The sequence below is a fragment of the Chelatococcus sambhunathii genome, assembly GCF_001418005.1.
Taxonomy (GTDB): domain Bacteria; phylum Pseudomonadota; class Alphaproteobacteria; order Rhizobiales; family Beijerinckiaceae; genus Chelatococcus_A; species Chelatococcus_A sambhunathii.
The window spans coordinates 223696-247368 of the sequence record NZ_LIOL01000005.1; the positions used below are offsets into that span (position 1 = coordinate 223696).

At 67.5% G+C, this 23673-nt stretch carries 21 protein-coding genes and 1 pseudogene; 12 read left to right on the forward strand and 10 right to left on the reverse strand.

What is annotated here, in order from left to right; genetic code table 11:
- The first annotated feature begins 99 nt into the window (after window positions 1-99).
- Window positions 100-531, forward strand: coding sequence for a potassium channel family protein (locus ASC46_RS12115; RefSeq protein ID WP_055459554.1), 432 nt, complete (start codon window positions 100-102; stop codon window positions 529-531).
- A 29-nt stretch (window positions 532-560) separates the two neighbouring features.
- On the opposite strand, the gene ASC46_RS12120 is transcribed toward ASC46_RS12115, so the two are convergent.
- Complete coding sequence (locus tag ASC46_RS12120) at window positions 561-1733, reverse strand: M20 aminoacylase family protein (RefSeq protein WP_055459555.1); 1173 nt, start codon at window positions 1731-1733, stop codon at window positions 561-563.
- Between the two features lie 283 nt (window positions 1734-2016).
- Between ASC46_RS12120 and ASC46_RS12125 the strand changes: the two genes are divergently transcribed.
- From ASC46_RS12125 to ASC46_RS12145, 5 genes are all read left to right on the forward strand, one after another.
- Entirely contained in the window at window positions 2017-3612 is a 1596-nt protein-coding gene (locus ASC46_RS12125; RefSeq protein ID WP_055459556.1) for an ABC transporter substrate-binding protein, read from the forward strand.
- Between the two features lie 193 nt (window positions 3613-3805).
- Window positions 3806-4786, forward strand: a complete 981-nt coding sequence (locus ASC46_RS12130; RefSeq protein WP_055459557.1) for an ABC transporter permease — start codon at window positions 3806-3808, stop codon at window positions 4784-4786.
- Window positions 4787-4794: 8 nt separating this feature from the next.
- Window positions 4795-5766, forward strand: a complete 972-nt coding sequence (locus tag ASC46_RS12135; protein WP_063186856.1) for an ABC transporter permease — start codon at window positions 4795-4797, stop codon at window positions 5764-5766.
- Window positions 5763-6749: an ABC transporter ATP-binding protein gene (locus tag ASC46_RS12140; protein WP_055459559.1), complete on the forward strand. Its 987-nt coding sequence runs from the start codon at window positions 5763-5765 to the stop codon at window positions 6747-6749. The genes ASC46_RS12135 and ASC46_RS12140 overlap by 4 nt, the downstream gene beginning before the upstream one ends.
- Complete coding sequence (locus ASC46_RS12145; RefSeq protein ID WP_055459560.1) at window positions 6746-7741, forward strand: ABC transporter ATP-binding protein; 996 nt, start codon at window positions 6746-6748, stop codon at window positions 7739-7741. Before ASC46_RS12140 ends, ASC46_RS12145 begins: the two co-directional genes overlap by 4 nt.
- A 15-nt stretch (window positions 7742-7756) precedes the next feature.
- Here ASC46_RS12145 and ASC46_RS12150 read toward each other — a convergent pair whose 3' ends face one another.
- The 6 genes and pseudogenes from ASC46_RS12150 to ASC46_RS12175 all read right to left on the reverse strand — a co-directional run bounded on the left by ASC46_RS12150 (window position 7757) and on the right by ASC46_RS12175 (window position 13430).
- Window positions 7757-8974 carry a hypothetical protein gene (locus ASC46_RS12150; protein ID WP_055459561.1) on the reverse strand — a complete coding sequence of 406 codons (1218 nt, stop codon included), beginning with the start codon at window positions 8972-8974 and terminating at the stop codon, window positions 7757-7759.
- A gap of 135 nt (window positions 8975-9109) precedes the next feature.
- Window positions 9110-10045, reverse strand: a pseudogene (mmsB, locus tag ASC46_RS12155) (3-hydroxyisobutyrate dehydrogenase); the annotation flags it as partial.
- A gap of 4 nt (window positions 10046-10049) precedes the next feature.
- Window positions 10050-11204, reverse strand: coding sequence for an isobutyryl-CoA dehydrogenase (locus ASC46_RS12160; protein ID WP_055459563.1), 1155 nt, complete (start codon window positions 11202-11204; stop codon window positions 10050-10052).
- The gene (locus ASC46_RS12165) at window positions 11201-11632 is read right to left on the reverse strand and encodes a type II toxin-antitoxin system VapC family toxin (RefSeq protein ID WP_055459564.1); all 432 of its coding nucleotides are present in this window, start codon (window positions 11630-11632) and stop codon (window positions 11201-11203) included. The genes ASC46_RS12160 and ASC46_RS12165 overlap by 4 nt, the downstream gene beginning before the upstream one ends.
- The gene (locus ASC46_RS12170; protein ID WP_055459565.1) at window positions 11629-11865 is read right to left on the reverse strand and encodes a FitA-like ribbon-helix-helix domain-containing protein; all 237 of its coding nucleotides are present in this window, start codon (window positions 11863-11865) and stop codon (window positions 11629-11631) included. The genes ASC46_RS12165 and ASC46_RS12170 overlap by 4 nt, the downstream gene beginning before the upstream one ends.
- A 68-nt stretch (window positions 11866-11933) precedes the next feature.
- Window positions 11934-13430: a CoA-acylating methylmalonate-semialdehyde dehydrogenase gene (locus ASC46_RS12175; protein WP_055459566.1), complete on the reverse strand. Its 1497-nt coding sequence runs from the start codon at window positions 13428-13430 to the stop codon at window positions 11934-11936.
- Window positions 13431-13692: 262 nt separating this feature from the next.
- Between ASC46_RS12175 and ASC46_RS12180 the strand changes: the two genes are divergently transcribed.
- The 6 genes from ASC46_RS12180 (at window position 13693) to ASC46_RS12205 (ending at window position 19326) form a co-directional block, all read left to right on the forward strand.
- The gene (locus tag ASC46_RS12180) at window positions 13693-14616 is read left to right on the forward strand and encodes a LysR family transcriptional regulator (protein WP_055459567.1); all 924 of its coding nucleotides are present in this window, start codon (window positions 13693-13695) and stop codon (window positions 14614-14616) included.
- A gap of 140 nt (window positions 14617-14756) precedes the next feature.
- Entirely contained in the window at window positions 14757-15746 is a 990-nt protein-coding gene (locus ASC46_RS12185) for a sialic acid TRAP transporter substrate-binding protein SiaP (protein ID WP_055459654.1), read from the forward strand.
- A 92-nt stretch (window positions 15747-15838) separates the two neighbouring features.
- The gene (locus ASC46_RS12190) at window positions 15839-16408 is read left to right on the forward strand and encodes a TRAP transporter small permease (protein ID WP_055459568.1); all 570 of its coding nucleotides are present in this window, start codon (window positions 15839-15841) and stop codon (window positions 16406-16408) included.
- 67 nt (window positions 16409-16475) lie between these two features.
- Window positions 16476-17810 carry a TRAP transporter large permease gene (locus tag ASC46_RS12195; protein ID WP_425349137.1) on the forward strand — a complete coding sequence of 445 codons (1335 nt, stop codon included), beginning with the start codon at window positions 16476-16478 and terminating at the stop codon, window positions 17808-17810.
- 35 nt (window positions 17811-17845) lie between these two features.
- On the forward strand, window positions 17846-18817 hold the full coding sequence (gene tal / locus ASC46_RS12200; RefSeq protein ID WP_055459570.1) for a transaldolase: 972 nt from the start codon (window positions 17846-17848) through the stop codon (window positions 18815-18817).
- 218 nt (window positions 18818-19035) lie between these two features.
- The gene (locus tag ASC46_RS12205; RefSeq protein WP_055459571.1) at window positions 19036-19326 is read left to right on the forward strand and encodes a GIY-YIG nuclease family protein; all 291 of its coding nucleotides are present in this window, start codon (window positions 19036-19038) and stop codon (window positions 19324-19326) included.
- Here ASC46_RS12205 and ASC46_RS12210 read toward each other — a convergent pair whose 3' ends face one another.
- The 3 genes from ASC46_RS12210 to ASC46_RS12220 all read right to left on the reverse strand — a co-directional run bounded on the left by ASC46_RS12210 (window position 19327) and on the right by ASC46_RS12220 (window position 23611).
- A complete protein-coding gene (locus ASC46_RS12210; RefSeq protein WP_055459572.1) occupies window positions 19327-21000 on the reverse strand; it encodes a thiamine pyrophosphate-binding protein in 1674 nt (557 codons plus the stop codon).
- 4 nt (window positions 21001-21004) lie between these two features.
- Window positions 21005-22207, reverse strand: a complete 1203-nt coding sequence (locus ASC46_RS12215) for a CaiB/BaiF CoA transferase family protein (RefSeq protein WP_055459573.1) — start codon at window positions 22205-22207, stop codon at window positions 21005-21007.
- A gap of 210 nt (window positions 22208-22417) precedes the next feature.
- A complete protein-coding gene (locus ASC46_RS12220; protein ID WP_055459574.1) occupies window positions 22418-23611 on the reverse strand; it encodes an acyl-CoA dehydrogenase in 1194 nt (397 codons plus the stop codon).
- Between the last annotated feature and the right edge of the window lie 62 nt (window positions 23612-23673).

Sequence of the window (23673 nt, forward strand, 5' to 3'; positions counted from 1 at the left end):
GATCAGGGCGTCGATCGCCCCCTTCCGGTCCCGCATCCGGGCCGCTATAGCGGTTCGGGCCGCCCTGACCGGGCGGTCGGATCCCCGGGGGACAGCGGCATGATGGCGAATATCGCGGTCGGCCTGTCGGTCAGCATGATCAACGTCGGCCTGCACGCCCTCGTCTCGGTGGCGCTGGTCCATTGGCTTGACCGGCTCGGTCTCGGTCACCGGCGCCATCGCCGGCTGACGCTCGCCGTCGTCATGGGTACCACCGGCGGCCTGCTGACGCTGACGCACATGGCCGAGGTGGCGCTGTGGGCCCTCGTCTATGTCCTCATCGGGGCGGCTCCCGCGAGCGGCAATGATTTCTACTTCGCCTTCGTCAATTATACGACGCTCGGCTACGGCGACCTCCTGCCCGACGAGGGATGGCGCCTTCTCGGCCCGATGGCGGCGGCGAACGGCGTGCTCCTCTTCGGCTGGTCGACAGCGCTCATCTTCGGCGCGCTGCAGCGTGCAGCCCGCCGGCTCGGCCTGGAGAAGGCTTAGGGCGCGGCATAGGTGCCGCGCCCGTTTCTTCAGTTTGCGGGCATTGCCGTCTCGACCAGCGTCGCCCAGTAGCCGACGCCGACGGGGATGGCCTCGTCATTGAAGTCGTAGGCGGGGTGGTGCAGGCCCGCCGAATCGCCATTGCCCATGAAGATGAAGGCGCCGGGGCGCGCTTCGAGCATGAAGGAGAAGTCCTCCGCGCCCATGGTCGGCGGCACCTCAAGGTCCACCGCGCCTGCACCCGCGGCCACTTTGGCGGCGATGCCCGCGGCGAATTGCGTCTGCGCCGCATGGTTGCGCGTGACCGGATAGCCCCGCTCGTACTCGATCGTCGCCGTGGCGCCGAAGGCCCGCGCGATGGTGGTGACGATCTCCTTCAGCCGCGTCTCGCACAGGTCGCGCAGCTCCGGCGTCAGCGTGCGCACGGTGCCCATGAGCTCGGCCGTCTGCGGGATGACGTTGAAGGCCTCGCCCGCTTTGAAGGCGGTGACCGAGACGACCGCCGATTCGAGCGGGTCGGCGTTGCGCGAGACGATCGACTGCAGGGCCGTGACGATATGGGTCGAAACGAGGAGGGTGTCGATGGTCTCGTTGGGCTTGGCGGCATGGCCGCCCTTGCCCTCGACGCGGATGCGGAAGCGGTCCGCCGCCGCCATCAGCGGGCCGGGTCGCAGCGCGAAGGAGCCCACGGGAAGTCCCGGCATGTTGTGCATGCCATAGACCTCCTGCACGCCGAAGCGGTCCATCACCCCGTCCTCGATCATGGCCCGCGCGCCGCCGCCGCCTTCCTCGGCGGGCTGAAAGAGGAGGACCACGGTGCCGTCGAAGTCGCGCGTCTCGGCGAGATAGCGCGCCGCGCCGAGCAGCATGGCGGTATGGCCGTCGTGGCCGCAGGCATGCATCTTGCCGGACACTTTCGAGCGATAGGGCAGGTTCGTCTCTTCCTCGATCGGCAACGCGTCCATGTCGGCCCTGAGGCCGATGACCTTGCCCGAGCCGCTCCTGCGCCCGCGGATGACACCGACAACACCGGTTCGGCCGATACCGGTCACGACCTCGTCACAGCCGAAGGACGCAAGCTTCTCGGCGACGATGCCGGCGGTGCGGTGCACGTCGTAGAGCAGCTCGGGATTGCTGTGAAAATCGCGGCGCCAGGCGGTGATCTCGTCCTTGAGCGCGGCGATGCGGTCGGTGTTCGGCATGGGAAAAACGGCCCCTCGTGGCTGGCTCGCGCCCGGTCGGGCGCGCTTTGCTCAGCAAAACGAAGCCGTCCGGCAAGGTCAACCGCGCAGCGCGCATGGGCCGGGGCCGCAGGGCCCGGTGCGCGCATGCGCAGTCCGACACGGCACCGAATGGCCACTAGACCGTTGCAGGTGACACTGTCTATTGTTCGCATCAGAGCCGAATGAAACGGCCGGCGGCGCGTCCGCCACCCAGATCGAGCCTTGACCCGCGCCAAGACGGGTCGTGCCAGAGAGGACCATCATGCTGAAATTCGTCAGGGGGGCTGCCGTGGCGTCCTTCGCCGGCCTGTTGCTGGCCGGTGCGCCGCTGCAGGCCAAGACGCTGCGCTTCGCCTTTCAGGGCGACTACAAGTCGCTCGATCCTTATACGCTCAACGAGACCTTCACCCTTGGCATGCATGCCGCGGCCTACGAGGGCCTCACCAAACGCGATCCCGAGCTCAAGATCATTCCGGGCCTCGCCGAACGCTGGGAGGTCCTGGACGATGGCAAGCGCTGGCGCTTCTACCTGCGCCAGGGCGTGAAATTCCACAACGGCAACGCCTTCAATGCCGACGACGTGCTGTTCTCGGCCGACCGCGTGCGTGCCGACGGGTCCGACCTCAAGACCCGCATCCCGCCCGAGGCCAAGTTCGTCAAGGTGGACGACTACACGGTCGACGTGGAACTGCCGGCCCCCAACCCGATCCTGCACTACGAGTGGGATACCTGGTACATCATGGACAAGGAGTGGTCGGAGGCGAACAACGCCGGCAAGCCGACCCCCGCTGCCGCGACCACGCCGAGCTATGCGGCGCTCAACGCCAACGGCACCGGTCCCTTCGTGGTCGAGAGCCACCAGCCCGGGGTCAAGACCGTCTGGAAACCCAACCCGGCCTGGTGGGACAAGCCGCAGCACAATCTGACCGAGGCCATCTTCACGCCGATCGCCTCCGATGCGACGCGCGTCGCCGCCCTTCTCTCCGGCGAGGTGGACTGGATCGACCCCGTGCCGCTGCAGGACGTGGACCGTGTCAATGCGAGCGCCAACGCCTCGGTCATGCAGGGGCCGGAACTGCGCACCATCTTCCTCGGCTTCGACCAGTATCGCGACGAACTCCTCTATTCCAACGTGAAGGGCAAGAACCCCTTCAAGGACAAGCGCGTGCGCGAGGCCGTGTACAAGGCCATCGACATCGAGGTCATCAAGGACAAGGTCATGCGCGGCGCCGCGACGCCGAGCGCGCTGATGATCTCGCCGCTGCTGTTCGACCTGTCGGAGGACTTCAAGCGACCTGCAGCCGATCCCGAAGGGGCCAAGAAGCTTCTTGCGGAGGCCGGCTACGGCGAGGGCTTCGAGGTCGGTATGGACTGCCCGAACGACCGCTACGTCAACGACGAGCGGATCTGCCAGGCGGTGGTCGGCATGCTGGCACGCGTCGGCATCAAGGTGAACCTCAACGCCCAGCCCAAGGCCAAGTACTTCGCCAAGGTGCTCGCCGCCGGCGGCTACGACACCTCGTTCTACCTGCTGGGGTGGACGCCGGGCTCCTTCGATTCCTACAACGTCCTCGCCAACATGTACCGCTGCCGCGACGAGAAGGGCAACGGCGGCAACAACAACCTCGGCAACTACTGCAACCCGAAGATGGAGGAATTGATCAAGCAGGTCCTCGGCGAGACGGATACCAAGAAGCGCAACGAGCTCATCAAAGCGGCCTATACCCTCGGCCAGGAAGAGGACTGGGGCTATGTGCCGCTGCATCAGCAGGCGCTGGCCTGGGGTGTCGCCAAAAACACCAAGGTGGTGCAGCGCGCCGACAACCAGTTCCTGTTCTACTGGGTGACCAAGGAGTAAGGGGGCGAAAGGCTGCACGCCGGCGTGCAGCCTTGTCGAAGGCGAACCGCCCCCGCGCTCTCGCGTAAGTACCGTGCCCGTTGATGCCGGGCACGGGAAGGGCGGCGGTTTATCTGGCCGGCGGGAGCCGGCGCCGGAGCGGTGCCCCGCACCTCGGTTGCGGGCCGCCGTCGCCCAACACGAAGAGCAGTCCATGCTTGCCTTCATCATCCGCCGCCTCGTCCAGTCCATCGGCGTGCTGCTGGCGGTGGCCTTCATCGCCTTCGCGATGTTCCGCTTCGTCGGCGATCCGGTGAACCAGATCGTCAGCATCGAAGCCTCGGCCGAGGAGCGGGCGCAGATCCGCGAGAGCCTCGGCCTCAACGACCCTTTCGTCGTGCAGTTCGCCCGCTATGTCGGCCGGGCGGCGACGCTCGACTTCGGCATCTCCTACCAGTTCCGCCAGCCGGTCACGAAGCTGCTCGGCGAGCGCATGCCGGCAACCCTGGAACTCGCGCTCGTCTCCGCCGTCTTCGCCCTCGTCGTCGGCATCCCGATGGGCGTCTACACGGCGCTCCGGCGCGACAGCTGGCTCGCCAAGCTCTTTCAGGCGGTTTCACTCGTCGGCGTCAGTCTTCCGACCTTCCTCATCGGCATCCTGCTCATCTATGTCTTCGCCGTCACCCTCGGCTGGCTGCCCTCCTTCGGGCGGGGCGAGGTGGTGCGGCTTGGCGACTGGTGGACGACGGGCTTCCTCACCACCTCCGGCCTCAGGGCGCTCATCCTGCCGTCGATCACGCTCGGCCTCTTCCAGATGACGCTGATCATGCGCCTGGTGCGTGCCGAGATGCTCGAGGTGCTGCGCACGGATTACATCAAGTTCGCCCGCGCCCGTGGGCTGACGCGCCGGGCCATAAACTTCGGCCATGCGCTCAAGAACACGCTGGTGCCGGTCATCACCATCACGGGCCTGCAGCTCGGCTCCATCATTGCCTTCGCCATCATCACCGAGACGGTGTTCCAGTGGCCGGGCATGGGCGTGCTCTTCCTGCAGGCGGTGCAGAACGTCGATATTCCCATCATGGCCGCCTACCTGCTGCTGATCGCCTTCCTCTTCGTCGTCATCAACCTCGCCGTTGATCTTCTCTACGCGGTCGTCGACCCGCGCCTGAAGGTCACGGTGCGCGCCGCATGAGGAACGAGATGCCCTCTGTCACGCAGGAAGAAGCCAAGTCGCCCCCGCCGGCGGCGGCGCGCCGGTCCCCCGGCTGGTTCGCGCGGGTGATGGACCATGACCTCACGGCGAGCTTCCTCGCCTCGCGTGTCACGGTGCTCGCCGCCCTCGTCACGCTCGCGCTCGCGGTTCTCGCGCTCTTCGCGCCGCTGATCGCACCCTACAATCCGTTCGACCCGGCGCAGGTTTTCCTCATCGATTCGCTCAACCCGCCGCGTTGGCTGCCGGCGGGCGACGCCCGCTTCCTGCTCGGTACGGACGACCAGGGGCGGGACCTCTTCTCGGCCATCCTTTACGGCCTGCGCGTGTCGCTCATCATCGGCGTGCTCGGCGTTCTGATGGCGGCCGCCATCGGCATCACGCTCGGTCTCGTCGCCGGCTATGTCGGCGGACGGGTCGATGCAGTGATCATGCGCATCGCCGACGTGCAGCTTACCTTCCCGGCCATCCTCATCGCACTCCTGGTCGACGGCGTGGTGCATGCGCTGCTCAAGGGAGCGAGTCGGGAGGACACGGCCTTCGGCGTGCTCGTCTTCTCCATCGGCCTGTCATTCTGGGTGCAGTACGCGCGCACCATCCGCGGTTCGACGCTGGTGGAGAAGAACAAGGACTACATCCAGGCGGCACGGCTCGTCGGCCTTTCGCCCATCGTCATCATGGCGCGGCACGTGCTGCCCAATGTCATCGGGCCGGTGCTCGTCATTCTTACGATCAACCTCGGCCTCGCCGTCATTACCGAGGCGACCCTGTCCTTCCTCGGCGTCGGCCTGCCGCCGACGCAGCCCTCGCTCGGTACCCTCATCCGCATCGGCAACGACTATCTCTTCTCCGGCGAGTGGTGGATCGTCGCCTTCCCCGGTCTCACGCTTGCGGCCCTCGTCCTCGCCGTCAATCTCCTCGGCGACTGGCTGCGCGATGCCCTGAACCCGAAGCTCCGATGACAGAACCTGTCCTCTCCGTCCGTGACCTCAAGGTCCAATTCGTCACCCGCCGCGGCGTGCTGAAAGCTATCGACGGCGTCTCCTTCGATATCGCGCCGGGCGAGGTTCTCGGCGTCGTCGGCGAGTCGGGTGCCGGCAAGTCGGTGACGGGCTCGGCCGTCATCGGCCTCATCGAGCCGCCCGGCCGGATCGCCGGGGGCGAGATCCGCCTGAAGGGCGAGCGCATCGACAACCTCGCGCCCGAGGCGATGCGCCGCGTGCGCGGCAAGCGCATCGGCATGATCTTCCAGGATCCGCTGACGAGCCTCAATCCGCTCTACACCGTCGGCGAGCAGCTGGTGGAGACCATCAGGACGCATCTGCCCCTGTCGGCCGGACAGGCGCGCCGGCGCGCCATCGATCTCCTGGCCGAGGTCGGCATCCCGGCGCCCGACCGGCGCATCGACGGCTATCCGCACGAGTTCTCCGGCGGCATGCGCCAGCGTGTCGTCATCGCGCTCGCGCTCTCGGCCGAGCCCGAACTCGTCATCGCCGACGAGCCGACCACGGCGCTCGACGTCTCTGTCCAGGCGCAAATCATCACGCTCATCAAGCGCCTGTGCGCGGAGCGCGGGACCGCTGTCATGCTCGTCACCCACGACATGGGCGTCATCGCCGAGACGGCCGACCGGGTGGCGGTGATGTATTCGGGCCGTATCGTCGAGATCGGCCCGGTGCGCGACGTGGTCAAGCATCCGCTGCACCCCTATGCGGTGGGGTTGATGGGCGCCATCCCTTCGCTCGAGACCCATGCCGACCGGCTGGTGCAGATCCGGGGCAGCATGCCGCGCCTCTCCGCCATTCCGCCAGGCTGCGCCTTCCATCCGCGCTGCGAGCGCGCCTTCGCCCGCTGCGCGGTGGACCGGCCCGAGCCGCTCGACCGTGACCGGCGCAAGGTCGCCTGCCACCTCTATGACGAGGCGCATGCGGAGATTGCGTCATGACCGAGACCCCCTTCGTCGCGGTGCGCAATTTGAGGCGCGTCTTCGACGTCTCCATGCCCTGGCTCAACCGCATGCTGGAGGGCGGGCAGAAGCAATATCTGACGGCGGTGGACGACGTCAGCTTCACCATCCGGCGCGGCGAGACCTTCGCTCTCGTCGGGGAATCGGGCTCCGGCAAGTCCACGGTGGCGCGCATGGTCGTCGGCCTGATGCCGCCCTCGGCTGGCGAGGTCGTCATCGACGGCGTGCCGATCAACGATCCGCGCCGCGCGGCGGACGTGCGGGCGCTGCGCCGGCGCATCCAGATGATCTTCCAGGATCCTTACGCCAGCCTCAATCCGCGCTGGCGCGTGGAGCGCATCATCGCCGAGCCGATCCGGGCCTTTTCCCTGAGCGCCAGCGCCCGCGAGGTGCACGAGCGGGTGGGCGAGCTGCTGACGCTCGTCGGCCTCCATCCGGCGGACGGGGCCAAGTTTCCGCACGAGTTCTCCGGCGGCCAGCGGCAGCGCATCGCCATCGCCCGGGCGCTTGCCTCCAAGGCCGAGTTCATCGTCTGCGACGAACCGACCTCGGCCCTCGACGTGTCGGTGCAGGCGCAGATCCTCAACCTGATGCGCGACCTGCAGGACCGCTTCGGCCTGACGTATCTCTTCATCAGCCACAATCTCGCGGTGGTCCGCCACATGGCGAGCCGCATCGGCGTCATGTATCTCGGCCGCATCGTCGAGATCGGCGGCGGGCGCGACCTCTTCGTCCGACCGCAGCACCCCTACACGCGCATGCTGCTCAACGCCGTGCCCGACATCGCCATGACGGGCCGGCTGCGCGAGGCGGTGCAGGGCGAAATCCCGAACCCCATCAACCCGCCGTCGGGCTGCACTTTCCACCCGCGCTGCCCCTTCGTCTTCGACCGTTGCCGGCGCGAGGTGCCGCCGCTCGAGGCGGGCGTCGCCTGCCATGCGGTCTCCGAGGGGCGCATCGCTGCGGCCTGACAGGGCCGCAGCCGTTCAGGGCTTGCCGAGACGGCCGAACAGCCGCGCCTTGGGCCGCGTCGTACGGAACTGGCCGCGCTCGATGGCGAGGAAGGCGATGACGGCGATTCCGATCAGCGTCAGCCACCAGGCCTGCGATGTTGCCATGCCTGACGTGGCGACGACGAAGGCGACCGTGAAGGTGGCGATGGCCGCCGGAACGAGCGAGGCCGTCATGCCGCCGGCAGCGCGGATGGCGAAGTAGAGCAGCACCGCCAGCGTCGTCGCCCCCACGATGCCGAGGTCATACCAGATCTCGAACGGCAGTGAGAGCGGCGCCTCGCGTGGCACGACGCCGACGAGACGGCCGCGCAGGCTGGCGTCGAGCCCGTGGCCGGTGATGAGACGCAGGGGATCGCTGCGCACGATGTCGGCCCACACGCGGATCGATTGCACCGCCGGGCTCGCCGTGCCCATCAGCGCCTTGGCGAGGGGGCGCAGCAGAAAGGGCAGGAGCGGGGCAGCGAGGATGACGGCCGCGATCGCGACGCGCAGCACGTCCCGGCCGACGAATGGCCGCCACGATGTCAGCAAGAACATCGTCGCGCCGGCGGCGAGCGCAAGGAGTGGGATCAAACTGCCGCCGATGACGACGGCGAGCCCGGCGACCGCGCCGAGCGCCAGCGCGACGAGCCCGTGCCCGCGCGAGACGAGCCAGCCGATCGCCGGCCACAGCAGGATTGCAAGCGTGATGAGACCGCGCTCGAGGCTGCCGGGATCGATCGTGTCGCGGCCGAGAAGGCCGAGAGCGACCAGGATGGCGAAGATGGACGCGGCGGCCGCGCCGATGCCGGTGAGATAGAGGTTGGAGGCGCGCATGCGCTCTGGCAGGGCGGCGATGCCGGCAAAGGCCATGGCGGCGGCGCCGAGAGCGTTGAGCAACTTGTCGAAGGCAGTGTTCGCCTGCGGCGCCCAAGCGATCGAGAGCGCGGCCCAGCCGATGAGCAGCAGCGCAGCAAGACCCGCCGGGGATACGAAGGCGCGCCGGAGGCTGCGGTTGAAGCCACCGTTTGCGCCGTCCATCAGCGCCGCGAGGACCATGAGGATGATCCCGATCGGCACCAGGACAACGGCCGCGCGGCGCGCCACGAGTGCCGTGATCGGCACCGCGACGAGGAGAGTCGCAAAGCCGATGCGGCGCAGCAGGATGGCGGCGTCGAGCGCCGGATCGAGAGCGGGTGTGGGCGAACGCATGGCCTACGCTTCAACCAACCGGCTGGCGGCACCGTGCCGCCCGCATTCCGGGCACGCTAGCGTGCCTGCCGCCGTGATGCTGTAGGGCGAATGCAACACTCGCCGCCGCGATGCGGCCGTATGGCCCAACTGGCCTTATGCTTTCGTCGATTCGACGCCGGCGAGTCCGCGCAGGAAGTGGATGATGCCGGAAAAGTCCTCGCCGCCGTGGCCGGCGCCGGTATAGAGAGCGTAGAGCTGGGCCGCGGCGGCGCCGAGCGGCGTTGCCGCGCCGCTCGCCAGCGCCGCATCCTGCGACAGCCGCAGGTCCTTCAGCATGAGGTCGGCCGCGAAGCCCGGCCTGTAGCCGTTGTTGGCCGGCGATGCCGGGACCGGGCCCGGCACCGGGCAATAGGTCGTGAGGGACCAGCACTGGCCGGAGGAGGTGGAGGCAACGTCGAACAGCGCCTGGTGTGACAGGCCGAGCTTCTCGGCGAGGGCAAAGGCCTCGCACACCCCGATCATCGAGATGCCGAGGATCATGTTGTTGCAGATCTTGGCCGCCTGGCCGTTGCCGGCCGGGCCGCAATGCACGATGCGCTTGCCCATGGCCTCGAGGATCGGCCTGGCCCGCGCGAAGGCGCCATCCGTGCCGCCGGCCATGAAGGTCAGCGTTGCGGCCTTCGCCCCGCCGACGCCGCCGGACACCGGAGCATCGATCGCGTCCATTCCCGCCTCGTGTGCCATGGCATGGACGCGGCGCGCGCTCTCGACGTCGATGGTCGAGGAATCGATGAAGAGCGTGCTGGCTTTCGCCGCCGGCAGGATCTCCTTCCACACGGCGATGACGTGCTTGCCCGCCGGCAGCATGGTGACGACCGCTTCGCTCGCCGCGACGGCCTCCGCCGCGCTCGCCGTGATGGTGACGCCGTCCGCCGCCGCAGCCTCGCGCAAAGATGCGACGAGGTCATAGCCGAGGACCTTGTGGCCGGCCCTGGCGAGATTGGCGGCCATGGGGCCGCCCATGTGGCCGAGGCCGATGAAGGCGATGGTGGTCATGGGTTCCTCCCTGCCCGCGCTCTCGGCGGGTCTGTTCTCAGTTGCCGCTGCCGCGTCCGACGAGGCTTCTCGCCACGATGAGGCGCATGATCTCGTTGGTGCCCTCGAGGATCTGGTGGACCCGGAGATCGCGCACGATCTTCTCGATGCCGTAGTCGGCAAGATAGCCGTAGCCGCCATGCAGCTGCAGCGCCTGGTTGGCAATCTCGAAGCCGCGGTCGGTGGCGATGCGCTTGGCCATGGCGCACAGCCGCGTCGCCTCCGGATCGTGCGCGTCGAGTGCTGCCGCCGCGCGCCACAGGAAGGTGCGGGCCGCCTCGAGCTCGGTCGCCATGTCGGCGAGGCTGAACTGCAGCGCCTGGAAATCCGAGAGATTGCGGCCGAAGGCCTTGCGTTCGCGCATATAGGCGAGGCTCTTGTCGAGCGCGGCCCCGGCGCCGCCGAGCGAGCAGGCGCCGATGTTGAGCCGCCCGCCGTCGAGCCCGGCCATGGCGATCTTGAAGCCGATGCCCTCGTCGCCGAGCCGGTTCGCCGCTGGCACCCGGCAGTTTTCGAGGATGACCTGCCGCGTCGGCTGCGCGTTCCAGCCCATCTTCTTCTCGTTGGCACCGAAGGAGAGGCCCGGCGTGTCCTTCTCCACGACGAAGGTGGAGATGCCACCGGGGCCGGCCTCGCCCGTACGTACCATGACGACATAGATGTCCGAGGTACCGGCGCCGGAAATGAACTGCTTGACGCCGTCCATGACATAATGGTCGCCGTCGCGCACGGCGCGCGTCTTCAGCGCCGCGGCGTCTGAGCCGGCGCCGGGCTCGGTCAGGCAATAGCTGGCGAGATGCTCCATCGTCGCGAGCTTCGGGATGAAGCGCCGGCGCTGCTCGTCGCCGCCGAAGCGATCGATCATCCAGGTCGCCATGTTGTGGATTGAGATATAGGCCGCGACCGAGGGGCAGCCGGTGGCCAGCGCCTCGAAGATGAGCGCGGCGTCGAGCCGCGTCATGCCGGAGCCGCCGACATCCTCGCGCACATAGATGCCGCCCATGCCGAGCCCGCCGGCCTCCCGGAGAACGTCGACGGGAAAGTGCTTCTCCTCGTCCCAGCGCACGGCATGGGGAGCAAGCTCACGCGCGGCGAAGTCGCGCGCCATGTCGCGGATGGCGATCTGGTCGTCGTTGAGGGTGAACTGGGTCATGGCCGTTGCTCGGGGCGCCAGTCGGCGAGGTCTACGATATGGCCCGCCAGCGGTGAGCCTGCGAATTTGCGGATGAGATGGCCGTCCGTCGTGATGAGACAGGAGCCCATGCTGCGGGCGAGCTCGATATAGAAGCAGCCGTAGGGCGAATGATCATAGGTCAGAGCCATCGCCCACGCCCCTTCGCGCAGCTCCTGTAGCGGCACGTATCCCGCCATCAGACGGTCGATCGTTTCCACCATCGCCATCGCGGCATCGCGCGTAAGCTCCTTCTTGCGGACATAGCGGAGAGCCGCACTGCGAATTTCGGCGATGAAGAGATCGGGCGCGACGAGGGCTGCCGCCGTCCGAGGCAATCCGTATACCTCGCCGCCGGGATCGGCCGGCATGAACCATCGGATCGCCGCGCTCGCATCGACCACGATCATCGCCGCTCGCGCTCCTCGCGGATGAGATCCTCGGGAGGCGTCCTCATCCCGAGCGGCCCGTGCTGGCGCCGGAATTCCTCGATGAGCGCGATCTTCTCGTCGGCGGACAGGGGCGCGATCGTCTTGAGGAGATCACGCATGAAGGTCTCGAAGGAGACACCCGCCAGGCGAGCCTTGACCTTCAATCCCTCGATCACCTCGTCGTCGAGGTTGCGGATGAGCACCTGTCCCATCTGTGACTCCAATGCTATCAAAAATGATAGCATGTGACCGCCGGCAGGTCATGCCGCCGGCCGCCGCATCAGTTCATCGTCGGGATGACGAACTCCGCCCCCTCCTTGACGCCGGAGGGCCAGCGCGAGGTCACGGTCTTCGTCTTGGTGTAGAAACGGATCGAATCCGGCCCGTGCTGGTTGAGGTCGCCGAAGCCCGAGCGCTTCCAGCCGCCGAAGGTGTAATAGGCGATCGGCACCGGGATGGGCACGTTGACGCCGACCATGCCGACGTTGACCTTGGCGGCGAAATCCCGTGCCGCATCGCCGTCGCGGGTGAAGATGGCGACGCCGTTGCCGTATTCGTGCTCGGACGGCAGCTTGAGCGCCTCCTCGTAGTTGTGGGCGCGCACGATGGACAGGACCGGGCCGAAGATCTCCTCCTTGTAGATGCGCATGTCCGGCGTCACGTGGTCGAACAGGCAGCCGCCCATGTAGAAGCCGTTCTCGTAGCCCTGCAGCGTGAAGTTGCGGCCATCGACGACGAGCTTCGCCCCCTCCGCGACGCCAAGCTCGACATAGGCCTTCACCTTGTCGAGATGGGCCCGCGTGACGAGCGGGCCGTAGTCGGCGCTCGGGTCGGTCGAGGGACCGATTTTGAGGCTCTCGACCCGCGGGATGAGCTTCTCGACCAGCCGATCCGCCGTCGCCTGACCGACGGGGACGGCGACCGAGATCGCCATGCAGCGCTCGCCGGCCGAGCCGTAGCCGGCGCCGATGAGTGCATCGACCGCCTGGTCCATGTCGGCGTCGGGCATGATGATCATGTGGTTCTTCGCGCCACCGAAGCACTGCACGCGCTTGCCGTTGGCCGAGCCGCGCGAATAGATGTACTGAGCGATCGAGGACGAGCCGACGAAGCCGACCGCCATGATGTCGGGATCGTCCAGGATCGCGTCGACCGCCTCCTTGTCGCCGTTGACGACATTGAGGATGCCTGCCGGCAGCCCGGCCTCGATCATCAATTCGGCAAGGCGCATCGGCACGCCCGGGTCGCGCTCCGACGGCTTCAGGATGAAGGCGTTGCCGCAGGCGATGGCTGGCGCGAACTTCCACATCGGGATCATGGCCGGAAAGTTGAACGGCGTGATGCCGGCCACCACCCCGAGCGGCTGACGCATGGAATAGACGTCGATGTTGGTGCCGGCGCCCTCGGTATACTCGCCCTTCATCAGATGCGGCACGCCGCAGGCGAACTCGACCACCTCGAGCCCGCGCTGGATGTCGCCCTTGGCGTCGGGAATGGTCTTGCCGTGCTCTTGGGCGAGCAACTCGGCGAGGCTGTCGTAGTCGCGCTGGACGAGTTCGAGGAACTTCATCATCACGCGCGCGCGGCGCTGCGGGTTCGTCGCGCCCCAGGCCGGCTGGGCGGCCTTGGCATTCTCGACGGCGGCCCGGACCTCGGCCGCCGAGGCGAGGGCGACCTTGGCGCCGACCTCACCCGTCATGGGCGTGAAGACGTCGCCGAAACGTCCCGATTGCCCTTCGACCTCGCGCCCCCCGATGAAATGTCCGATCGTGCGCATCTTGCGTTCTCCGATGCTCTGCCGGTTCTGTTCTGCTGTGCCGGCGCTGGGCGCGATGCCTTGCGGGACGGGGCGCCGGAGCGCTCCCTCGCATCGGCCGGCGCCGGCCCTTGTCTTCGATAGTGGGAGCGAAATCGGCGAAAGCCAACGTGCCGATGACGTTCCGTCGGTCCTTCCGCACTACCATTGTCATTCGCGCACGACTATAGGACATTTCAAATCCGGTGCGTGCAAAGATACCAAAACGGGAGGCAAGCTGGGCATGAATCGCTTCGACTGGGACGACCTTCGCTTCTTCCTCGCCGTGGCCCGCGCAGGTCGCCTCACAGTGGCGGCGCGGCGGCTCGGGGCCGACCATGCGACGGTGTCGCGCCGCATCACGGCACTGGAGGATGCGCTGAAGGCCAAGCTCTTCGAGCGCCGGCCACAGGGCTATGCCCTCACCGAGCATGGCGAGCGCCTGCTGGCCAAGGCGGAGACCATCGAGAGCGAGGCGCTCGCGGCGCAGAGCGAGATCGGCGGGGCGGATCTTGCCCTGTCCGGCACCGTGCGCATCGGCGCTCCCGACGGCTTCGGCACCTTCTTCCTCGCGCCGCGCATCGGCCGGCTTGCCGAGCGCTACCCGGAGCTGGAGATCCAGCTGGTTGCCATGCCGCGGCTGCTCTCGCTCTCCAAGCGTGAGGCGGACATCGCCATCTCCCTCAACCCGCCGAAGGAGGGCAAGATCGTCGCCCGCAAGCTGGCCGACTATCGCCTCGGCCTCTACGCGGCGCCAGCCTATCTCGCCGCCCACCCGGCCATCATCGCGCCGCAGGATCTCTTCGAGCACCAGCTCATCGGCTATATCGACGACCTCATCTTCACGCCCGAGCTCGACTATCTCGACGACATCGCCAAGGGCCTCAGGCCGCGCCTGCAGAGCTCGAACCTCATCGCGCAGATGCATGCGACCATCGCCGGCGCCGGCCTCTGCGTGCTGCCCGATTTCATGGCCGCGGGCGATCCGCGCCTCGTCCCCGTGCTGCGGCGCGAGGTCGAGCTGGTGCGCTCCTTCTGGCTGATCGTCCACGCCGATCTGCGCGACGTCGCGCGCGTCCGGGCGACGGTCGATTTCCTCGTGCGCGAGGCCAAGGCGGCGCGGGCCGTCCTGATGCCGCAGGACGAGGTCGAGGCGGGCGCCGCCTGAGCGTTGCGGGGCCCTTGTGCATGCCGTGTGAAGCAGCTTGCATTTTCGCTTCACACCGATTTAAACGATTCAGAGAGCCTTTAAATCGCTCAGCTGAAAGCCGGCGCAGACCGGCGGATCGCATTCTGGAGGAGACAATGATGGATCTGACCCGCCGCGCCGCCCTCGGCGCGCTCGCCCTTGCCGCATCCTTCGGCCTCGCCGGCCCCGCCGCCGCCCAGACGACCCTCAAGTGGGCCCACGTCTACGAGGCGAGCGAGCCCTATCACAAGTGGGCCCTGTGGGCCGGGGAGGAATTCAAGAAGCGCACCAACGGCAAATATGCCGTCGAGGTGTTCCCGGCCTCTTCGCTGGGCAAGGAATCCGATATCAACGAGGGCCTATCGCTCGGTACCGTCGACATCATCTATACGGGCCAGCTCTTCGCCGGCCGTGCCTATGGCCCGCTTGCCATCGGCGGCGCGCCCTACATGTTCCGCGACTTTGCGCACTGGAAAGCCTTCCGCAATTCCGACCTCTTCAAGGAGCTGGGCGAGGGCTACAAGAAGCGCACCGGCCACGACGTCGTCACCCTCACCTATTACGGCGAGCGCCATGTCACGGCGAACAAGGACATCACCAAGCCGGAGGACATGAAGGGTCTCAAGATCCGCGTGCCCGACGCGCCGCTCTATACCATGTTCCCACGCGCCGTCGGCGCCAACCCGACGCCGATCGCCTTCGCCGAGGTCTATCTCGCCCTCTCCCAGGGCGTGGCCGATGCGCAGGAGAACCCCCTGCCGACCATCCAGGCCAAGAAGTTCTACGAGGTCCAGAAGAACATCATCCTCACCGGCCACATCACCGATGCCCTGCTCACCATCGTCTCGAGCGGCACCATGCAGCGCCTGAACGACGAGGAGCGCCAGACGCTCGTCGCGATCCTCAAGGAAGCGGCGGACAAATGCACGGACGATATCGTCAAGGCCGAGAAGGAGCTCGTCGGGTGGTTCAAGGAACAGGGCAAGAACGTGGTCGAGGTGGATCGCACACCCTTCCGCGAGGCGACCGTCAAGCTGCACAATGGGCCTGACGCGACCTGGGACAAGGCCACCTACGACAAGCTGCAGGGCCTCGCGGCCTCGAACTGACGAGACTGCGCCGGGGCGCTCGCTGCGCCCCGGCTTGGCACGGCCCGGCGCGCGGCGCCGGGCTTCCCGAACGCCGGATGCGGGGGCGACGCGTGACGCAATCGAACGACAAGGACAGTCCGGAGGTCGACACGACCGAGGCCATGTTCGAGCAGTGGCGCGAGCAGGAAAGCCGCGTGCCGCTCGACGACCTGCGCCCGCAGGACGGCATCGTCTTCCTGATCTACTGGGCGCTCTTCGCCGTCGTCCTGCTGCAGTTCTGGACGCGCTACGTCCTCAATGATTCCTATGGCTGGACCGAGGAGATCGCCCGCTACCTGCTCATCGCCGTCACCTTCATCGGCTCGGTGACGGCCATGCGCAAGGGCTCGCACATCGCTGTCGAGGCCGTCATCACGCTCGCGCCGAAAGCGGTACGGCACTGGACGCTCGTCCTCATCGACGGTCTCGTCACTCTCTTCTGCGGTGCCATGGCCTGGTATGGCTATGAGCTCGGCGCCCGTGCGCCCGGTTACATGGTCTCGGTCGATATCCCGAAATCGGTCATCTACTGGGTCGTGTCCGCCGGCCTTGCCGCCATGACCGTCCATGCCGCCATCCGCTTCGTCCAGCGACTGAGGGGACAGCTCGAGGACGAGACCTCGGGCGCCGTCCTCGACTGACCTGCCGCCCCCCTTCAACCGATGACCCGGCCGTGACCCCCGCCACTGGAGGCCAGCGCGTATGTTGATCGCCCTCATGTTCGTCGCGCTCTTCGCCATGATCGTCCTCGGCGTGCCGATCGCCGTGGCGCTGGCCGGTTCGTCTTTGCTCTATATCTTCCTCTCCGGCATCGCGCCCGAGATCACGGTCATCCACCGCATGGTCAACGGCGTCGATTCCTTCCCGCTGCTCGCCGTGCCCTTCTTCATCATGGCCGGCAACCTGATGAACTCGGCCGGCATCACCAAGCAGATCTTCGATTTCGCCACGGCAGCCGTCGGCTGGCTGAAGGGCGGCCTCGGCCACGTGAATGTGGCGGGCTCGGTCATCTTCGCCGGCATGTCGGGTACCGCGGTGGCGGACGCCGGCGGCCTCGGCACCATCGAGATCAAGGCGATGCGCGACCATGGTTACGATGCCAAGCTCGCTGTCGGCATCACCGCCGCCTCCTCGACCATCGGACCCATCATTCCGCCGTCGCTGCCGCTCGTCATCTACGGCGTCGTGGCCAATGCCTCGATCAACGCGCTCTTCGTCGCGGGCATCCTGCCCGGCCTGCTAATGGCGCTCTTTCTCTCGGCGACGGTGGCCATATACGCCCATCGCAAGAAGATCGGCGCCGATGCCCGCTTTTCCGTGAAGCGCCTCGGCGTCACCTTCGTTGACGCCTTCCTGCCGCTGCTGACACCGGCCATCATCATCGGTGGCATGAGCTTCGGCATCTTCACGCCGACGGAAGCGGCTGTCTTCGCCTGTGCCTACGCCCTGCTGCTCTCGGTCGTCATCCACCGCGTCCTCAACCTTGCCATGGCCGCCTTCGGCCGGCCGGCAAAATATTCCGTCCTGTCGCTACGTCAGTTCGTGCGCGTGACGATGGACACCATCGAGACGACGGCGGTCGTCCTCTTCATTGTCGCCGGCGCCTCCATCTTCGGCTGGGTTCTGACCACGACGCGCACCACCGAGGCGCTCGGCGCCTGGATCCTCGCCGTCGCCAGCGATCCCGTCACCTTCCTGCTGCTGGTCAACGTCTTCCTGCTTGTCGTCGGCTGCTTCATGGAGACGATCGCGGCCATCACCATTCTGACGCCCGTGCTGCTGCCGGTGGCGCTGACGCTCGGCATCGACCCCGTGCACTTCGGCATTATCATGGTGCTCAACCTGATGATCGGCCTGCTGACGCCGCCGGTCGGCATGGTGCTCTACGTGCTCTCGCGCGTCGCCAGCATCTCCTTCGAGGACTGCGTGAAGGCGGTGGCGCCCTTCCTGATCCCGCTCTTCCTCGTTCTCGCCCTCATCACCTTCGTGCCTGCGACGACGACGTGGCTGCCTGAGGTCTTGAAGGCCCATGGGTATCTGTGATCCAACCGCAGTGACAAACTGACGGGAGAAGACCGATGCCCTCCAAGCTCGATCAGCTGCGCGCGATGACGGTCGTCGTCGCCGACACGGGCGACATCGAGGCCGTGCGACGCCTCAAGCCGCAGGACTGCACGACGAACCCGACGCTGCTGCTCAAGGCCGTCGAGACTCCGGCCTATGTCCACCTGCTCGATGAAGCCATCGACTGGGGCCGCAAGCAGGCCGGCTCCGCGGAGGCCGTGACCGCTGCGATCTGCGACCGGCTTGCGGTTTCCTTCGGCACGGAGCTGACGAAGATCGTGCCCGGCCGCGTCTCCACGGAGGTGGACGCGGACCTGTCCTTCGATACGGAGGGTTCGATTGCCAAGGCGCGGGCGCTCATCGCCGCCTATGAGGCGCGCGGGGTTTCGCGCGACCGCATCCTCATCAAGGTCGCCGCGACCTGGGAGGGCATCCGCGCTGCGGAGGAGCTGCAACGCGAGGGGATCGACTGCAACCTGACGCTGCTGTTCTCGCTCGTGCAGGCGGCCGCCTGCGCCGATGCCGGCGTCTTTCTCATCTCGCCCTTCGTCGGTCGCATCCTCGACTGGCACGTCAAGGCCGGCGGCGGCCCCTACACGGCGGAGACCGATCCCGGTGTCCAGTCCGTGCGCGCCATCTACGCCTATTACAAGGCCCACGGCATCAAGACCGTTGTCATGGGCGCTTCCTTCCGCAACACGGGCGAGATCGAGGCGCTCGCCGGCTGCGACCGGCTGACCATCGGCCCCGCCCTCATGGACCAGCTCGCCGCCGACGAGGGTCCGCTGCCGCGCCGGCTCGACCCCGCCAAGGCCAGCGAGGCCCCTGCGAAGATGAGCGTGGACGAGAAGACCTTCCGCTTCCTCCTCAACGAGGACGCCATGGCCACCGAAAAGCTCTCCGAGGGCATCCGCCTCTTCGTCAAGGACCTGCGGGCCCTGCGCGGGCTCGTCGCCAAGCGCCTGGAACAGGCGAAGGCGGCGTAACGCCTCTGTACGGTTGGGCCCCGGATCAGCAGTGCACCGCTACGCGCTGCACAGCATCCGGGGCACGATGTTGTTCTTGCGTGTTTTGCCGTTGAGCACTGCATACGTTCTGGTGCACGATCAGCGCATATTCGCGCGCTCGTTCCCCGGACGCATGCAGCGAAGCGGAATGCGATCCGGGGTCCAGCGCAAATAATTGCGCAGCTCCGAATTTCGCCATGGACAATTACACCGTCTATATTCTCGCGAGCGGCCGCAACGGCACGCTCTACGTCGGCCTCACCAACAACCTCGCCCGCCGCATCTTCGAACACAAACAGAAGACCGTGCCAGGCTTCACCCGGCGCTACGGCGTCGACCGGCTCGTCTGGTATGAACATTACCGATCGATCGCCGAGGCGCGCCAGCGCGAAACCTCGCTCAAGCGCTGGCGCCGGGCGTGGAAGCTGTCGCTCGTCGAGGCGATGAACCCGGCATGGGACGATCTGAACGACCGCCTCAACGCCTGATCACTGCTTCGCCTTGAGCGCCTTCTCGCGGATGGCGGAGAGCGTCGTCGCCGGGGTGATGACCTCGGGGTCGATGAGGCAGTGGATGATCGCCGGCTTGCCGGAGGCGAGCGCCCGCTCGAAGGCGGGGGCGAACTCTTCCGTGCGCTCCACGCGCTCGCCGTGGCCGCCGAAGGCGCGGGCGTAGGCCGCGAAATCCGGGTTCTTCAGCATCGTCCCCGAGACGCGGCCGGGATATTCCCGCTCCTGGTGCATGCGGATCGTGCCGTAGATGCCGTTGTCGACGACGATGACCACGATGGGAAGGTCGTATTGCACGGCCGTGGCGAATTCCTGTCCGTTCATCAGGAAGCAGCCGTCGCCGGCGAAGGCGACGACGGTGCGCTCCGGATGGAGCCGCTTGGCGCCGACCGCCGCCGGCACGCCATAGCCCATGGAGCCGGAGGTGGGCGCGAGCTGCGTGCCGAAGCGCCGGAAGCGGTGGAAGCGATGCAGCCAGATGGCGTAGTTGCCGGCGCCGTTGCACATGATGGCGTCAGCCGGCAGCTTCTCCTCGAGGTAGGCCATCACTTCGCCCATCTGCAGGGTGCCGGGCGTGCGCACGGGCGCCGGATCGCTCCAGGCGAGATAGGCCGCGCGGGCCTCCTCACGGTTGCCGCCCCAGCCGATCGCCTTAGGCGGCTGCAGGCCTTCGAGCGCGGCCGAGAAGGCCGAGGGCGAGGCGTTGATGGCGAGCGCCGGGCGATAGACACGGCCGAGCTCGCCGGAATCCGGGTGCACATGGACGAGCGTGCAGCCCGGCTCGGGGATGCCGAAGAGCGAGTAGCTCTGGCTCGGCACCTCCGACAGCCGTCCGCCGACGAGGAGCACGGTGTCGGCCGCCTTGATCCGGGCGACGAGCGCCGGGTTGGCGCCGAAGCCGATGTCGCCGATGTAGTTCGGGTGGTCGGCGGGAAACAGCATCTGCCGGCGGAAGGAGACGGCGACAGGCAGGTCGAAGCGCTCGGCGAAGCGCACGAAGCGCTCCACCGCCTTCTCGCTCCAGCGCGTGCCGCCGAGGATGGCGAGCGGCGCCTTCGCCGCCCACAGGAGCTTCTGCAGCTCCGCCATCTGGGCGAGGGCGGGATGCGTCTCGACCGGCTCGTAGGGCAGGGCATCGGCGACCGCGGCCGTCTCGACCAGCATGTCCTCCGGCAGCGCGATGACGACCGGGCCAGGCCGGCCGGCGGTGGCGACGCGGAAGGCGCGCGCGACGATCTCCGGAATGCGTGCGGCATCATCGATCTCGGTCACCCACTTCGCCATGCTGCCGAAGACGGCGCGATAGTCGAGCTCCTGGAAGGCTTCGCGTTCGCGCATGCCGCGCTCGATCTGGCCGACGAAGACGATGAGCGGCGTCGAATCCTGCTTGGCGATGTGGATGCCCGGCGAGGCGTTGGTGACGCCTGGCCCGCGCGTGACGAAGCAGATGCCGGGCCGGCCGGTGAGCTTGCCGTGGGCCTCGGCCATCATGGCCGCCCCGCCCTCCTGCCGGCAGACGGTGATGTCGATCGACGCATCGTGCAGCGCGTCGAGCACGGCAAGATAGCTTTCGCCCGGCACGCAGAAGACGTGACGGACACCGTGGACGAGAAGCTGGTCGACGAGGATCTGCCCGCCGGTGCGCGCGTTCATGGCTTCATCCCTGTTGCTGGCGGGGCGCTTCTGCGCCCCAGGCCGGATCGTTTAGCACGTCGTCGGTATCGGCGCCGAGCCGCGGCGAGGGCCGCCCGGCGACCATCGGCGCCCCGTCGATGACGATGGGCGAGCGCACGGTCGGGATCGTGCCGCCCTCGGCCTCGGGGCAGGGGAGGTCCACCCGCATGCCGCGGGCGATCACCTGCGGGTCGGCGAAGACGTCCGCCACCGAGTTGATCGGCCCGGCTGGCACGCCTTCGGCTTCGAGGCGGGAAAGCAACTCGTCGCGCTTGAGGCGCCTCAGCGCGCCAGAGAGGATTGCGACGAGGGCGCCGCGGTTCTCGACCCGCGCCTTGTTGGTGGCATATTCACTCTGCTCGCCGAGCGCCGGCATGCCGATGACGTTGCAGAAGCGGCGGAACTGCCCGTCATTGCCGACGGCGACGATGACGTGTCCGTCCGCCACCTCGAAGACCTGGTAGGGCACGATGTTGGGATGGGCATTGCCGAGCCGGCGCGGCGCCTTGCCCGAGACGAGGTAGTTCATCGCCTGGTTGGCGAGCACGCCCACCTGCACGTCGAGCAGCGCCATGTCGACATGGCCGCCCTCGCCGGTCGTGTCGCGCCGGCGCAAGGCGGCGAGGATGCCGATGGTGGAATAGAGGCCGGTGAAGATATCGGCGAAGGCGACGCCGATCTTCTGCGGCTCGCCGTCGGGCGCGCCGGTCAGGTCCATGATCCCGCCCATGCCCTGGATCATGAAGTCGTAGCCGGCCCGCTCGCGGTACGGCCCGTCCTGGCCGAAGCCGGTGACGGAGCAATAGATGAGGCGCGGGTTGACGGCCTTGAGGCTCTCGTGGTCGAGCCCGTACTTCCTGAGGCCTCCGACCTTGAAGTTCTCGATGAGGACGTCGGCCTCGGCGGCGAGGCGCCGCACGATGCCGCGCCCCTCCTCCGTCTCGAAATCGACGGCGATGGAGCGTTTGCCGCGGTTGCAGGCGTGGAAATAGGCCGCCGACAGGTCGCCGCCGTCGGCCGCCGGCACGAAGGGCGGCCCCCAGCCGCGCGTGTCGTCGCCGCTGCCCGGCCGCTCGACCTTGACGACATCGGCGCCGAGGTCGGCGAGCTGCTGGCCGATCCACGGCCCGGCGAGGATGCGGGCGAGTTCCAGAACCTTGAGGCCCTGAAGGGGGAGGATGGTCATGTGTCGGACCCTTCTCTGGCGTCGCGGCTCTCGGGGGCGCGCGGCACTGATCCCTCCCCTTGAGGGGAGGGATCAACGTTCCCGGTCACCGCCTCGTCATCCCCGCCCACGGCCAGCTCCATTCGCTCGCGCTTCGATCCCCTTCGGGGGAGGGTGGATCAGCCCGCAGGACCGAGACGGGTAGGGATCCTCTGCCGCTCGGCGTCCACCTTAGAAGAACGCCTGGATGCCCGTCTGCGCCCGGCCGAGGATGAGGGCGTGCACGTCGTGGGTGCCCTCGTAGGTGTTGACCGTCTCGAGGTTCTGGGCGTGGCGCATCACGTGGTATTCTTCCTGGATGCCGTTGCCGCCGTGCATGTCGCGCGCCATGCGGGCGATGTCGAGCGCCTTGCCGCAGTTGTTGCGCTTGACGATGGAGATCATCTCCGGCGCCATCCGGCCCTCGTCGAAGAGGCGGCCGACGCGCAGGGACCCCTGCAGGCCGAGCGCGATCTCCGTCTGCATGTCGGCGAGCTTCTTCTGGATGAGCTGCGTGGCGGCGAGCGGCCGGCCGAACTGCTTGCGGTCGAGCGTGTACTGCCGGGCGCGGTGCCAGCAGTCCTCCGCCGCGCCCATGGCGCCCCAGGAGATGCCGTAACGCGCGCGGTTGAGGCAGCCGAAGGGCCCGGCGAGGCCCGAGACGTTCGGCAGCAGCGCCTCTTCGCCGACCTCGACATTGTCCATGACGATCTCGCCGGTGATGGAGGCGCGCAGCGAGAGCTTGCCGCCGATCTTCGGCGCCGAGAGGCCCTTGAGGCCCTTGTCGAGCACGAAGCCGCGGATCTTGTTGTCATGGGCGGCGGACTTCGCCCAGACCACGAAGACGTCGGCGATGGGCGAGTTGGAGATCCACATCTTCGAGCCGATGAGGCGGTAGCCGCCATCGATCTTCTCGGCACGCGTCTTCATGCCGCCGGGGTCGGAGCCTGCGTCGGGCTCCGTGAGGCCGAAGCAGCCGACCCATTCGCCCGAAGCGAGCTTCGGCAGATACTTGCGCTTCTGCTCCTCGCTGCCGTAGGCGTTGATCGGATGCATGACGAGCGACGACTGCACGCTCATCATCGAGCGGTAGCCGGAATCGACGCGCTCCACCTCGCGCGCCACGAGGCCGTAGGCCACGTAGCTCGCGCCCGCGCCGCCGAATTCCTCCGGGATGGTGACGCCGAGGAGGCCGAGCTCCCCCATCTCGTTGAAGATGGCCCGGTCCGTCTTCTCGTGGGCATAGGCCTCAAGCACGCGCGGCTGCAGCTTCTCCTGTGCATAGGCACGGGCCGTGTCGCGGATCATCCGCTCGTCGTCAGTCAGCTGGTCGTCGAGCAGGAAGGGATCGGCCCAGTTGAAGGAGCCCATTGTATCCTTGGCCATCTGCGTTTCGTCCTCGGCAGGTCTGTTCAGTATCTGATGCGGCCCTTCGCGCTCCCTCCCGG